11 protein-coding genes are annotated in these 14065 nt (G+C 42.8%); 3 read left to right on the top strand and 8 right to left on the bottom strand.

Features of this window, described 5'->3' with window-relative positions:
* Positions 1 to 101: 101 nt before the first annotated feature.
* The 4 genes from FQ084_RS02680 to FQ084_RS02665 all read right to left on the bottom strand — a co-directional run bounded on the left by FQ084_RS02680 (position 102) and on the right by FQ084_RS02665 (position 6368).
* On the bottom strand, positions 102 to 890 hold the full coding sequence (locus FQ084_RS02680; RefSeq protein ID WP_262880634.1) for a CPBP family intramembrane glutamic endopeptidase: 789 nt from the start codon (positions 888 to 890) through the stop codon (positions 102 to 104).
* Positions 891 to 963: 73 nt separating this feature from the next.
* The gene (locus tag FQ084_RS02675) at positions 964 to 1851 is read right to left on the bottom strand and encodes an alpha/beta fold hydrolase (protein WP_149489079.1); all 888 of its coding nucleotides are present in this window, start codon (positions 1849 to 1851) and stop codon (positions 964 to 966) included.
* A 147-nt stretch (positions 1852 to 1998) separates the two neighbouring features.
* Positions 1999 to 3054 carry a signal peptide peptidase SppA gene (sppA, locus tag FQ084_RS02670; RefSeq protein WP_149489078.1) on the bottom strand — a complete coding sequence of 352 codons (1056 nt, stop codon included), beginning with the start codon at positions 3052 to 3054 and terminating at the stop codon, positions 1999 to 2001.
* A 248-nt stretch (positions 3055 to 3302) separates the two neighbouring features.
* Entirely contained in the window at positions 3303 to 6368 is a 3066-nt protein-coding gene (locus tag FQ084_RS02665; protein WP_262880633.1) for a ComEC/Rec2 family competence protein, read from the bottom strand.
* Positions 6369 to 6695: 327 nt separating this feature from the next.
* On the opposite strand from FQ084_RS02665, the gene FQ084_RS02660 reads away from it, so the two are divergent.
* Positions 6696 to 7271, top strand: coding sequence for a DUF2062 domain-containing protein (locus tag FQ084_RS02660; protein ID WP_262880632.1), 576 nt, complete (start codon positions 6696 to 6698; stop codon positions 7269 to 7271).
* 70 nt (positions 7272 to 7341) lie between these two features.
* Here FQ084_RS02660 and FQ084_RS02655 read toward each other — a convergent pair whose 3' ends face one another.
* The 3 genes from FQ084_RS02655 to FQ084_RS02645 form a co-directional block, all read right to left on the bottom strand.
* Entirely contained in the window at positions 7342 to 7659 is a 318-nt protein-coding gene (locus FQ084_RS02655) for a hypothetical protein (protein WP_149489076.1), read from the bottom strand.
* 145 nt (positions 7660 to 7804) lie between these two features.
* Positions 7805 to 8485, bottom strand: coding sequence for a lipoprotein-releasing ABC transporter ATP-binding protein LolD (gene lolD / locus FQ084_RS02650; RefSeq protein WP_149489075.1), 681 nt, complete (start codon positions 8483 to 8485; stop codon positions 7805 to 7807).
* Between the two features lie 44 nt (positions 8486 to 8529).
* Positions 8530 to 9765, bottom strand: coding sequence for a lipoprotein-releasing ABC transporter permease subunit (locus tag FQ084_RS02645; protein WP_149489074.1), 1236 nt, complete (start codon positions 9763 to 9765; stop codon positions 8530 to 8532).
* A 449-nt stretch (positions 9766 to 10214) separates the two neighbouring features.
* On the opposite strand from FQ084_RS02645, the gene FQ084_RS02640 reads away from it, so the two are divergent.
* Positions 10215 to 11198, top strand: coding sequence for a hypothetical protein (locus FQ084_RS02640; protein ID WP_149489073.1), 984 nt, complete (start codon positions 10215 to 10217; stop codon positions 11196 to 11198).
* A gap of 139 nt (positions 11199 to 11337) precedes the next feature.
* Here FQ084_RS02640 and FQ084_RS02635 read toward each other — a convergent pair whose 3' ends face one another.
* Complete coding sequence (locus FQ084_RS02635; protein WP_149489072.1) at positions 11338 to 11727, bottom strand: SCP-2 sterol transfer family protein; 390 nt, start codon at positions 11725 to 11727, stop codon at positions 11338 to 11340.
* An 850-nt stretch (positions 11728 to 12577) separates the two neighbouring features.
* Here FQ084_RS02635 and ccoN point away from each other — a divergent pair.
* Positions 12578 to 14059 (top strand): cytochrome-c oxidase, cbb3-type subunit I, encoded by a 1482-nt coding sequence (gene ccoN / locus FQ084_RS02630; RefSeq protein ID WP_149489071.1) that lies wholly within the window; start codon positions 12578 to 12580, stop codon positions 14057 to 14059.
* Positions 14060 to 14065 lie beyond the last annotated feature (6 nt).

The following is a 14065-nucleotide window of genomic DNA, read 5'->3' as shown; positions in this document are numbered from 1 at the left end:
CAAGCGCCTTGCCTTCTAAGCCGCAAATCGGAAAGCATAAAATAACGGCTGATATGGTGAAAGCGTTCACTATATCAGTCGTTATGTATGTGCATACATCTTTAAGCAACTTGCGCTAAATACTGTCCCATCGCTACCCCATTATTAATAATATGTAGCAACATCGGCAGCACTAGCGAACCTGACTTGATACGCGCGTAGCAAAATATCAAGGCCAATACCACAATGGTACTGATTTCATAAAGACCATACTGCAAGTGAATTACCGCAAAGATTAAGCTGGTTACTAAACTGGCGACTACTGCACCGCGATGCTCTATATAGTCTGCGGCTGAGAATTGCTCTACAATAGCCGACCATAGTAACCCGCGAAAGATAAGCTCCTCATAGATTGGGGCGACAATCACCATCGCAAATACCAATAGCCATACTGAGCTGACAGACTGATACAAAGGATCGACGAAGACCAACGGCGATTTATCAAGCAGGTAAGTTAATGCCTGACTGCCAATCATAAATATCAACAGCAATCCTAGCATACCGACGCCTACCGCCCATGAGAAGGGTTTCAGTGCCAGATACTGCCTAACATTCCCGCCTCTCACACGAATCAACAATACGCTGATTGCTATCAGTAATAGGCAGCCTATGATGATAGAGAAGCTCACCACTGTGCCATCATTACTGCCAAAAAAGAAAATATCCCCTATGGTTGCATTTTTAGCGGCAGGTAATACCAGTTTGCCGGCGATATACACGCCTATCAATTGACTAATAAAAAATGTCACTACCATTCCTATGACCAGTAGCAACGTACCTAAGCGTGAAAATAGCGGTGCACGCTTAGGTTCTATAGTCATAACAGGTGAAGTGGGCGCATCTTTTATCATAAAATCGTCACTCAAAAAGGTGTACTAGCTGCCCACATTATATTTATGATGAGCATTAGCATAAATGATCAGCTTATTTTGGTAACTGCTGTTTGATAAGCTCAAGCACTTGTAGCGCCACAGACTCTGGGTGCTCAAGTGGGAACATATGACCACCTGCATGGGTTTCGTAATCGATATTAAGGCGTGATTTGATTTGCTGCGGAAATCGGCGTTTAAGAAATATACTGTCTTCACCAATGATGAGTGTTACCGGCGGCTTAGGAGCACGGTTTGGGGTCAGCCAATACCATGATGGATTGGTACGAAAAACCTCAACTTCGCTGGCTTTAGGAATGGCCAGTGTTACCTTTCCATCAGCACGCTCATGTAAACCATGCTCGATATAGCCATCAAAACTACGCTCATCGAAATCTTTAAAAAACCCTTTATGACGCAGCTTATCATAGGCATCTTCGCGGCTATCCCAAACATCACGGCGATGCTTAGACACGCCCGCTGGCGACAGTTTATCCATCAAACGATTATTCATTAGCGGTAATCTATCTGCGGTTTTAGCCAAATGCCATAGCAGGCTAACTTTGCCATAAATCCAAGGTGGATCCATCAGCACCGCTTGCGCAAAGATTTCTGGCGCACGGTATAACGCCTGCATAGTACACATCGCACCAAGCGAATGACCGACACCCACCACCTGACTAACGCCATGCTGCTCACAAGTACGTTCCACACTATCAATAATCTGCTGCGTCAGGCTCTTCCAATGATCATCTACTGGATAATCGGGCGTATTACCCAACATTGGAATATATTCAATGGTAAAAAATTCAGCAAGCGCTGCAAAAAACGGTGCATAAACAGTACTTGGCATACCATTAGCATGGGCAAAATGAATGACCGGTTTTTGGGTTATTTTAGATTTGGGTAATGACGCAAAGGTCTGTAAATTAATGGCACTCATGACAGGCTCTCAATAATTTAAATAGTGATTTAAACAGTTATTTGAAATAGTTATTATAATAATCTAAATTTATATACAATTAAGGCTGAGCATAATCATACGCTCAGCCTCAACAATCATACACATTAAATCTAAAATATAAAGTACTTAGCGCATCTGCGCCTCACCCTCTTCTTGCGGCAATACGTCAAGCTTGATACTTGATCCAAGCCCTGCACCTAATTTAACCGCGAAGCGATCCATAAATAAGCTAAAAGGATCAGTCGGGGTATAGTTGACCACGTTATCAAGTTTAAGCTGTTTCTCCAAACTTGCAATACTGCCCTTTTTGTCAGCTAAGCCAAGCTCAATAGACTGCTCGCCTGTCCAAAATAGCCCTGAAAACAGTTTGTTTTGTTCAGGATTTTTCAGACGATCGCCGCGACCTTCTTTTACCGCATTGATAAAGTGCTTATGGGTATTGTTCAACACTTTTTCGACATGCTGCTCTTCATAAGCGGTGAGCGGACGTGACAAGCTTAAAATGTCTTTATACTCGCCTGCTGTAATAGTACGGTCTTCAACGCCAAATTTATCCATTAAGCCTTTGATGTTATAGCTTGGCATGATAACGCCAATCGAACCCACTAAGCTTGATGGGTTGACATAAATCTCATCCGCCGCTGAAGCAATATAATAAGCGCCTGAAGCACCCATATCACCAATCACCGCGTAGAGCTTTTTATCAGGATATTCTTGACGCAAATCCATCATAGTCTGCCAGATTTCATCAGACTGTACGGGTGAGCCACCAGGCGAGTTAATATCAAGCGCCACCGCTTTTGCATTACGGTTTTTAAAGGCACGCGTCAAGGCTTCATTAACATCATAAGCATTGGCAGCATCACCACTACTAATCGTCCCTTGAATTTCAACCACAGCCAAATGCGGCTTACTGGTATCAACGCCATCTAAACTGGCTGGTGTTTTAGTACTGCAACCGCGGCCAAGTGTTAAAAATATCAATAAGATATAACCAAAGGTCAATAGCTTGAAGAAAATACTCCAACGACGAGCGCGACGCTGCTCAACGACACTGGCTAATAACGTATTTTCAAGCAGTCGCCACTCTTGTCCGCTCGGCTGATTTGACTGCTGCATTGGCGTTGGCTGATTTGCCGAGTTGTCAGGACGTTTGTTAGGGTCTGGTGGCCAATTGGGCATATAACTTCCTAAGTCAGAAACAATGTAAAACGATAAAAGAGAGTCTAAAAAGTTTCATAAGTAAAAACCAATATTCTTACTTATATAAGATCTCTGTATAAAGCGGTAATGAACAAGCTGCTAAGTATGCTGCCATTTTACTCATGGTTCAATAGCAGAACTGTGAAATAGCTTGTTATTATAAGGACGACACGCTATAGGAGCGAGAGTATTTTATAAGAACCCTATTATTGAGATAAAGCCTAAGGTTAATCCTTAATACCAGCCTGAAAAGCTAAGGCGGCATCTAATAGCTTATTATCGTAAGTGATTATCTCATGGATTTGTTGCTCACTTATTACATCTTCAGATATATGCGAGGTGCTGTGTCCAAGCCAGGTTGTGCTATTTATGGCATTGTCTAATATGTTGTTTAAGGTATTATTTTTATCCGTTGGTTGGATTGGACAGAGTAATGACCACATTTGCCAAACGCGCGGATGTGTATCGGCATTCAGAATTAAGCGTGACTGAGTGTTTTTAGCTTGATGAGTTGGCAATTGGCTGCTTGATATGAGCGTTTGTACTTTGGTAGGCAATACTTTTAATGGATCAGCAGAATTATAGTTAATGACTTGAATCGGCAATCCACTGTCAATGGCAAGCGTACAATCCCACACGCTGGCATCGTTTATTTTGCTCCAGCCGGTCATCGCACGCAAGGTTAAATCACCATTTGCGAGTTGCCAGATTTTACCTTGTTCACAACGTTGCACGCTGATGGTTGAATAAGTTTTAGCTTGACCAGACAAACTGGCTAATTGATAAGCTCGTTGAAGCTCAGACCAGCGCTCACTACGTCCTGCTTGCCAATACTGAAGCGTTGGGAATCGATCCTTGAGCTGAACCACTGTCATTGTTAGCAGTTCAGAAGTATTGGGTGGCCATGGATTGTTGTTGATAGGCGCAGTCAATGCAGCGCTACTGCTTTGCACCACAATCCCTTCTAAGCGCTTGATGGATAAGTTGCGTAATTGCTGTTCTAGAGTCGCGGAAAGCTTATCCGCCGTTAGCGTACTTGGCATAGTACGAACGCCATAAGGTCTATGATCGGCTAAAAACAACCAGCTGATACTTTTCTTATCCATACTTTTAATGGCTGGGCGTTTATTATCACCCTTAAGCGCATTTTCATTATTGCTCACAGGATATTGCAGCAAAACCGCACTCAAGTATTGGTCGCCAGTTGGTAAGATATACAGAGTCGGTATCATGGTTAATGATTGCTGATTGGCATATACCGTCATAACCAGCAGCGTTAGTGGCGGCAATACCATCCAACGACTGATGAGCCCGCGAGGCAATAACCATGGCAGCAGCATCAGTACTACCATCAGCAAAATAGCCATATTCACTGGCGTATAAAGCCATGCCCCTGAGAATATAGGTAATGCCATCAGCCACGTGATCAGCTCGTGTAAATAAGCAACGATGGCAATCACCAGCGTCCAAATAGCATCTGCTAACGTGGGCAAGATAAGATAGCAAAGCCCCGCTAGTAGATTCAGCGGTACAATCACCCAGCCAAATAAACCAATGGCAAATAGGTTGACGATAAGCCCTAACAGTGAAGCCTTGCCAAACAATAACAAGGTAATGGGCAACAGCGCAATGAATAGCCAAAACTGTAACTTAAACAGTCTTTTAAACCCAATCACCATGCGTTTAAGCATATGCTTGCTTGTATTATCATCATGACTAAAAACCGTTAGCTGGGTGAATTCTGGTTGACTCGAATGTACTGAGCTATCCTCATATTTTAACAATAGCGCCACCGCTATAAAAGACAGCCAATAACCAGCCTGCCACAACACATACGAGTCGAGCCATGCCATCAATACCGCAAGCGCCAATAATATCCGCATGGTACTAATGGGTAGCAGTGTCAGACGCATCAAACCTATCGCTAATAACATCCATGCCGTACGCGCAGCAGGTACATCAAACCCTGTAAATAAGGCATAAATAAAAGCCGCGCTAATCATGACCCACCAGCGCGCTTGCCAGCGCGGGATATGGCGATAAAGAGATGGACAAAAGCGATTCAGCAGTAGGACAGCCAATCCCGCTAACACAATCGCTAAAAATAAAACATGAGTGCCTGAGATAGCAAGCAAGTGGGAAATACCTGCCAACTGATACAAATCTTTGGTATCACGATTGATTAAACTGCGATCGCCGGTCAGTAAACTTAAAGTCACCGCTTTTGCTTGCTGCTCTGCGTTGCTTTGTGCTGCCCAATCTTGATAAAAGTGCTGGCGCAGCTGCCAACGCCCTTGGTCTATAACGATACGCAAACGTTGTAGATAAGATCCATTAGGTTCAAACAACACCGCTGAGTCATCAAACTTAATAGTCGAGGTACTGGTCGCTAGAATATTAGCGACACCATCGATATGCCGCCCTCGCAACCAGCGATAACTATCAAACCCCGTTGGGTTATTCATCGCTTGCTCAGAGCCAGCAAGCGGTGCTAGCGTCAAGGTCATAAACAACTTGTCACCAGGCTGCAAATGATTTAAGTCTATAATCTGTGCTTGCTTAGATAGTTTTTTAGAGAGCTTCTTACGAGATTGCTTATATGGCTTTTTGGGATACGCGTTAAGTAGTATACGATATTGGACACCTTCCAAACTTTCAGAGTCATCTTCTCTCAAATCATTTTGGCTTAAATCATCATTACTATTGCTTAGGCTATTACTCAGTCCTTCTCTATTGTTTGTTGCATAATTTCGCATGAGCTCATCTAAATCCTGCGCTGTCAATTCAGACAATAACGGCGATATTTGACTGATGTTAGCAACCTGCCGATAACCACTATTGCTCGCAACGTCGTAGACACTATCACTGATTCCCTCGATGCTAACTAGTGCCTGCACACGCAGAGGTTGTTTTATTTTGCTGCTTTCGGCCTGTTGATGACTCATTAGAGCGAGCAGCCCACTGCCAGTAATTAGCGCCAACGCTAATCCTGCCAATATTAAATAGCGAAGACACTTAGAAAGTAACGTTAAGGTAGGCGATAAGGTTTTAGCTAACTTTTGAATAGAAGAGTGTTGAGAAACAGGTTTTTTAGCGTTCAAGGGACTGGCAGATGGAATACGACGTTGACTGACGACTATTAAAACAATAGTCAGAATCGTTAATAATAGCGGCAATGTAGCCGCAGCGCTGAGGTCAGCGAACAACGGACTGACAGGCAGCTGCATACTATCAGCAACGGCCAGAACGCCCATCATAACGACGATTACCAAGCTACCAATTAACCAGTACACTAGCGCTCCTTGCTTGATATTCTGTATGATAAATGAAGACTATTTATACCTTATACTAAGAGTAAAGCTGACGACGCATTCGAAGTATTCACAGCATTGAAAAAATCGCTTACTGTTAGCCGCATAATCATCACTGAGCCGTTAAGCGATGGCATTTATTTTACTATTACCCTATACTGAGCAAAGACATTGCGATGATATTTATTCAAGATTATCCATCTGTTTTTCTGATAACACTCTTACCTGTATTTTTTATTAATAATATCACTGCATACCAGCCTATCAGTATGATTGAGCAGGCTGTAGATAACGAGTAAAGGCGATTCTGTGCCAAACAAACGTCTGAAAGACCTACTTCCTACCCCTGAAAAAATCTTAGCCAGTCGCACATTGAAATTGTTTGCGCCGCAACTTGCCGACCCGCGTTTGTGGCATTTTAATCGCCATAGTTTAAATAAAGCGGTTTATATCGGTGTGCTGAGCGCGTTCTTTCCGCTACCAGGACAGATGTTATTGGCATTAATTGGTGCGCTCATTTTTCGTGCCAATGTTCCAATGGCGCTCGGTTTGACGTGGATTACCAATCCGGTGACCAGCTTACCTGTCTTTTATGCCGGCTACTACATCGGTGCAAAGATCCTTGACGTACCGATGATTAGCTTACGGCTGATTGGTAGGATGATTGCTGATTTTAGCTTATGGGCATTATCAGACGGCGCCAACCCTTTTATAACTTATAAAGGCACGGTCTCCCTGACGGCTTTTTGTTTAGGATTAACCATTCTAGCAATCATTAGCAGCATCGTATGCGGTTTAGCATTTAAAGCTATTTGGCGCTATAAGACCGTCACTAGCTGGCAGAAACGTCAGCAAAACTCCTCTGACAAGACCTCTAAGCATTAATAGCTATTATTTATTAATAACTAATCTGCACGTTATCAGAATAGAAAAACGGCTGAGTTTTTATACAACGTTATAACTCGTCTTCACTTTCTTTATGTTCCTTGATAGCATTCAAAACATTATCAGTTAGAGTGGTATCCATCACAAAGACATCTATCACCTTCTCTTCTTTAAGAAGCGTATAGCGCTTGCCCGTCGCACTATCTTGCGCCTTTAAATCGTAATCCGCACCCGCTAAAGTAATCGAGTCAAAAACGGGCGTCAGCAATTCTATTTGCGCCTGCTTATCAATGCTATCAAACAACGTTGGATCCATATAAGGCTGTAATGGCTCATTGCCTTCTTCGATACTACCGAAAGCTTCAATCGGGTTATCATCTTTATTCATATTATCAATCCTTACTCAATGAATAAGGCTGCCCTATACAGCCTTTGTGTTATCTCATTTTTATAAAAAGTCTGACCGTATCATGCTACTGCTTAGTAACGGCATGCATGCAATTTATTAAAAATAGATTGTTAAAGATAAAGGTTTAGTAATCTTCCCAATGCCCATTACGCAATAACAGCTGACGATCAGCAAGCGCCGCCAAACTGCGGTCATGCGTCACCATTAACAGCGCGGTTTGCATGGTACTTTGTAGCTCTGATAACAATCCAAACACGCTTTGGGCATTGTCATAATCCAAGTTACCGGTTGGCTCATCTGCCAAGATAAGCGAAGGCTTGGTTACTAGGGCGCGGGCAATCGCTACACGCTGACGCTCACCGCCTGATAGCTCACCCGGTCTGTGTGCCAAGCGATGCTCTAGACCAACACTGTTTAAAATATCAACAGCTTGTTGGCGCGCTTCTGTGGTCGACATTTTTGGACGCATCAGTAGCGGCATAGCGACGTTTTCAACCGCAGTAAATTCTGCTAACAGATGGTGAAATTGGTAAATAAACCCTAAGTGCTTGTTACGCATCGCGCCGCGCTCAGTTTCATTCATCGTATTTAGCAGCTGTCCGTGTAGCCATACTTCACCACTGGTTGGCGTATCGAGTCCGCCGAGCAAGTGCAATAAGGTACTTTTTCCTGAGCCACTGGTACCAACAATCGCAATGCGCTCACCGGCATTGACAGTCAAATCTAAGCCCGTCAATACTTGGGTGCTCACCGCCCCTTCATCATATATCTTATTAATATTGGTCGCTTTTAAAATCGCAGACATAGCGCTTCCTTTATTGTATTTATCATGGCATTAACGCCTGTAGATTACTCGTAACGTAGCGTTTGAGCAGGCTGAATTTTAGCCGCTCGGCGTGCTGGATAAATGGTCGCCAAAAAGCTCAATACAAATGACGCACTGGTAATCAGCACCACATCGGTCAAACGCAGCTGCGATGGCAGATAGTTGACGAAGTAAGCATCAAATAAGTTCAGACCAAAGCTATTATTGATAAAGCCCAAAATATCACTGACGGTCAGAGCAAAGATAATACCCAGTATCGTACCTGCAATCGTACCGATAAAGCCGATAACCACACCCTGTACCATAAAGACATGGGTAATCAGACGCGGTGAAGCACCAAATGTTTTTAAAATGGCAATATCAGCTTTTTTGTCAGTGACTAGCATCACCAGACTTGAGACAATATTAAAAGCCGCAACTAAAATAATTAAGAACAACAGCAAGCCAACCATGGCTTTTTCCATTTGAATAGCACCAAACAGATTGCCGTGCGTTTGGGTCCAATCGCTAGGATATAATTGCTCAGGGGCTATAGCAGCAGCTTTTTGGGCGGCCATCGGTGCTTTAAAGATATCATGAAGCTTCATACGGATGCCCTGAGCCCCCTCTGGCAGACGCAGTAATTTTGCTGCATCACCCATTGGAATAAACGCCATCAGACTATCTACTTCTGGACTGATGGTAAAGATACCCGTCAAGGTAAAGCGCTTAAAGCGCGGTATCACACCCGCTGGTGATGGCGAAGCTTCTGGTAGCACTAACGTCACTTTATCGCCTAAGCGCAAGCCCAGAGATTGCACCATCTCTTCGCCAAGCACAATACTGAACTCGCCATTTTGCAGCGTATCAATACTGCCTTCTACCATATGCTCGTTGATGATAGAGACGTTCTTTTCGTATTCAGGATCAACACCGGTGACCATAATCCCAGCTACTTGACCGTTGGAGGTCAGCATACCTTGCAGCTGGATAAAAGGCGCAACGGCGGCAACTTCTGGGTCTTCTTTGATTTTATCTGCCACCTGCTTCCAATCACCGATAATCTCGGTCGAAGTGACAGTCGCTTGCGGCACCATACCCAAAATACGAGTCTTTAGCTCACGATCAAAGCCATTCATGACCGATAGCACCGTAATCAATACCGCCACGCCAAGCGTCAGACCAATCATTGAGATCAGCGATATAAAGGAGATAAAACCATTACTACGCTCTGCTCGGGTGTACCGTAAGCCGATAAATAACGCTAAAGGACGAAACATATTCAAACTCTTTATCTTATCTACGTGCGACTTTATTTATGTTGTAAAACCAGATGTGACAAATGCCCCATACTATTGCACTTGTCCCAAAAACATATCAATCGAACACAAAAACAGGGTTTATGACCAGCAAAATGCCACTGTCAAAAGGGAGCTAGTTTGACACAATTTGACTTATATGTGCCAGTCATTAGCGCAAACTGCCGGTATTTTTTAATAAAAATTCAACTTTTAGCATTATTTTTCATGAGGGGCTTGCTATTGGTTGCGTCTATACCTATATATTGTAGGCTAAGGACAATTGTCATTAACCCCTCATTGTTGTTTGTTGACTCTTTACTGACGACATTGCTGGTTATCATAAACCAATCCGCTAACATATTGGATAATGGTCAGCAATCACAGTTTTAGACCCAAACCTCATGGCTGACTTAAGTTTGAGTATATTCATGACCATTAATTATCAATATAAAAATATCCAATCCCCCACCAAAATCACTATATCTGACGAGCAGTCTGCCGGTCACGCCGATCATTGGCGTATTTTGACCGATGATATGAGTCAAGACGTGCCAGAATGGCTCCAAAAGATGATTGAAAAAGCGGCAATGCCAAAGGGTCTCAATAGTAATGTCAGTTCTGCAAAAGACAGTTGCTTACTCTTATCTGAAGACCAGCCTTGTCATATCAATCAGGTGCTCGCGATGAAAGATGGCAAGCCTGAATGTTTTATCAATGCTTACCCTTGTGTCGATAGCCCGTATGGATTGACTTGCAAAATCGAACGCATGATTGTCAATGACAATACCCATGATGCGGTCTTGCGCTTACGTACCGCTGATGGCAGTATCATCTACGCTTTTGACCAACTATATACTGCTAACCGTCATTTATATCAGCAAGATATGGCTTATTATGTGAATTTTAGTGCGTGGGCGCATGAGATTAAGCTTAGCGAACAAAACGAGGTGATTATGGTCGAAGACCAAGAAGCCATTCGCTACCATCGTGCTTTTAACGACATTGTCGCAGCCAATGATGGAAAAATGCCTGATGATTTACAAGAGCAAATCAAAGCATGGCAACCAGAGACCAAAGAGCAAATGGCACCAGTTGAGATTAATTTGGGTCATATGTGTGCCTACCTGTTTGGTGACACCTTAGGACAGGAAGATGAAGCGTGGTGTCAAGGTCAGGTGCTCGGTAAGCAAGAAACTGTATTTAATGGTCAACCCATTATCTTATTTGATGTGGTGGTACTGCGCGAGCAAGATGCTGACCCGTTTGTGATTCGTATTGGCGCGCCTAAAACCTCAACGACTACGGCTATTCAAGTTCATGACTATGTGCAGGCGAATGTCTGGCTACAAGCGGCCATTTATAAAGAAAATCAAAAATCGCAAGCCAGCGCGCAACAATCCAAAGCCAGCTAAGCGGCGCTCGTTTCAAAATAAACCTTGCTTGTAAAGTTTATTTTAACGCCATGTCTGGTTTCAAAACAAAAAGCCCTTAATATCAATTAAGGGCTTTTTTATGCTAAAAAAAATTTGTATAAAAATGAAGAACGGACAATTAAGCCATTGTAGTCATTGACTTAATACGGCTATAAAGCTCTTTTTGCTCAGCGCTTGGGCGCGCGGTTTGTACCGCCATTAATTGTGACATATCGCCTTCAACACGAATCTTACCACCCATAAAGGCACCCATAATTTCATTGGTATCAAAATCGGTGATGATTGATTGCAAGATGCTACGATCAAGCAATAAAGTGGTTGTCGCTGCGTCATTTAAGCCACGATGTAATAAACCATCAGCAAAACTGGCTTCGATATCTTTCTCAGTATCAGATACCTTTAAGTTTACAATCATATTAGCCAATGCTGGTGGTAAATTTAATTCACCAGCTTCCTGACCCATTTTCTCAACTTGCTCAAACCATTCGTCTGTCAAAAAAACTGCCATATTATTATCCTTAATACTTATTTATGGAAAGCTCATATCATTAAAGGCACGAGTCTGACCGCTATTTAAATAATTAAAATAGTTGTTAACTGAGATATACAAACACTCTGTTCGCAACGCTGCTCAGCGCCATTATAAGATGCGACTTGATAATAAGTAAAACCTATTTATGACAACAGTGACGCTATTGTTACAAAACCTTCTTATAAATTTTTTTTAGCAGCTGAGCAGTATATTTTTTCACCCCTAGAATAGTAGGGAAATTGGGTATAAAATAGGTGTGTAACGCTGCAATAATAAGTTGTTTGCGAATGTTTTTACCAAAGAGTTTGTATTTTGGCGCATAGTTCTGATGATATTTGATTAGGTTTGCGTTACAATACCCTTAAACAGAGTCGGGAGTTTTAGCTAAACGTTACGTAAACATGTGTTTTTGTCAGCCGCCGCTAGCATACATCAATGGTGTATAAGCTTCTTATCACCCGTTGAATATCAGTATCTATCTTCGTTCATACTACTTTTAGCAGTAATAATTAAGATACATACTCAGCCTCAATAGATGTTTGATGCTCAAGGAAGGCGTATTTTCTTATCAAACTTGACCGTTTATTAACAATCCTACTATCGACTAGCTGTGAGCGCAGTGCGTTTTTATCGCCGTCCTCTACTCATCAGCGACAGCTGATCACTAGCGAAGGCTTAGCTTGATAGTTAATAACGTAACGGCGATAAGATCAGTCAAAAAATAGCATGTACCGCAATCATTATCTGTTTATAGACCTCTATAATACAGATGCCGCGGAGAGTTAGTTAATTCTGTTGATAATTCGGGCTGTAAAGGAATCATCCAATGAGTTTACAAAACACAGCAGTCGCCCCAGTTGACCGTGAATATGAAATCACTGTCGTAAGATTCTTTACGATAATGGCCGTGATATGGGGCATCGTCGGCATGAGTATTGGTGTGTTCATTGCTTCACAGTTAGCATGGCCAGCACTAAACTTTGACATTCCATGGCTGACATTCAGTCGTCTAAGACCGCTACATACCAACGCGGTTATTTTCGCGTTTGGCGGTTGTGCCTTGTTCGCGACGTCTTACTATATTGTTCAACGTACGTGTAAAACGAGGCTATTTGCCCCTTATTTAGCTTGGTTTACCTTTTGGGGTTGGCAAGCGGTTATTGTATCAGCAGTTATTACCCTTCCTCTAGGTCTGACTTCGACCAAGGAATATGCTGAGCTTGAGTGGCCCATCGATATTTTGATTGCTTTGGTGTGGATCTCTTACGCCATCGTTTTCTTCGGTACGCTCATCAAACGTAAAACCTCACATATTTATGTGGCTAACTGGTTCTTTGCTGCTTTTATTATTACGATTGCACTACTGCATATCGTAAACAGTATGGCTATCCCTGTTAGTGCGTTTAAATCTTACTCATTATTTGGCGGTGCAACCGATGCGATGGTGCAGTGGTGGTACGGGCATAATGCGGTAGGTTTCTACCTAACGGCCGCTTTCCTTGGGATGATGTATTACTTCGTTCCAGTACAGATTGGCCGTCCTATTTATTCTTACCGTTTGTCTATCGTTCACTTTTGGGCATTGATTGCTTCATATATGTGGGCTGGTGGTCACCATTTGCATTATTCAGCGCTTCCAGATTGGACGCAGTCACTAGCAATGGTCTTCTCAATCATCCTATTTGCACCATCTTGGGGTGGTATGATTAACGGCGTCCTAACGCTATCAGGTAGTTGGGATAAACTGCGTACTGACCCAATCATTCGTTTTATGATTGTGGCATTGTCGTTCTATGCGATGTCGACGTTCGAAGGTCCAATGATGTCTATTAAGACAGTCAACGCGTTATCTCATAACACGGATTGGACAGTAGGTCACGTACACTCAGGTGCGCTTGGCTGGGTTGGTATGATTACCATCGGTTCGCTATATGTACTGTTACCACGTATCTATAACAAACCAAAAATGTACTCGATCAGCTTAATCACGACGCATTTCTGGTTGGCAACAGCGGGTACTATTTTCTATATCGTTTCTATGTGGATTTCAGGTATTGGCCAAGGCATGATGTGGCTTGCAACCAATCCAGACGGTACGTTGGTATATAGCTTCGTTGATACGGTTGAGTTCTCACATTTCCCATATATTGGTCGTGCTTTTGGTGGCCTACTGTATGTATCGGGTATGTTTGTTATGGCATATAACGTTTATAAAACACTTAAAATGCCAGAAGGAAAGCCTGTGGATATCGCAGATCCTACTGATCATGAACCTAGTGTTGATAAACCTTCGGCAGCTAACGTATAAGGAGCG

The sequence above is a fragment of the Psychrobacter sp. ANT_WB68 genome, from assembly GCF_008369115.1.
Classification (GTDB): domain Bacteria; phylum Pseudomonadota; class Gammaproteobacteria; order Pseudomonadales; family Moraxellaceae; genus Psychrobacter.
This window is presented reverse-complemented; position numbering and strand designations above follow the sequence as displayed.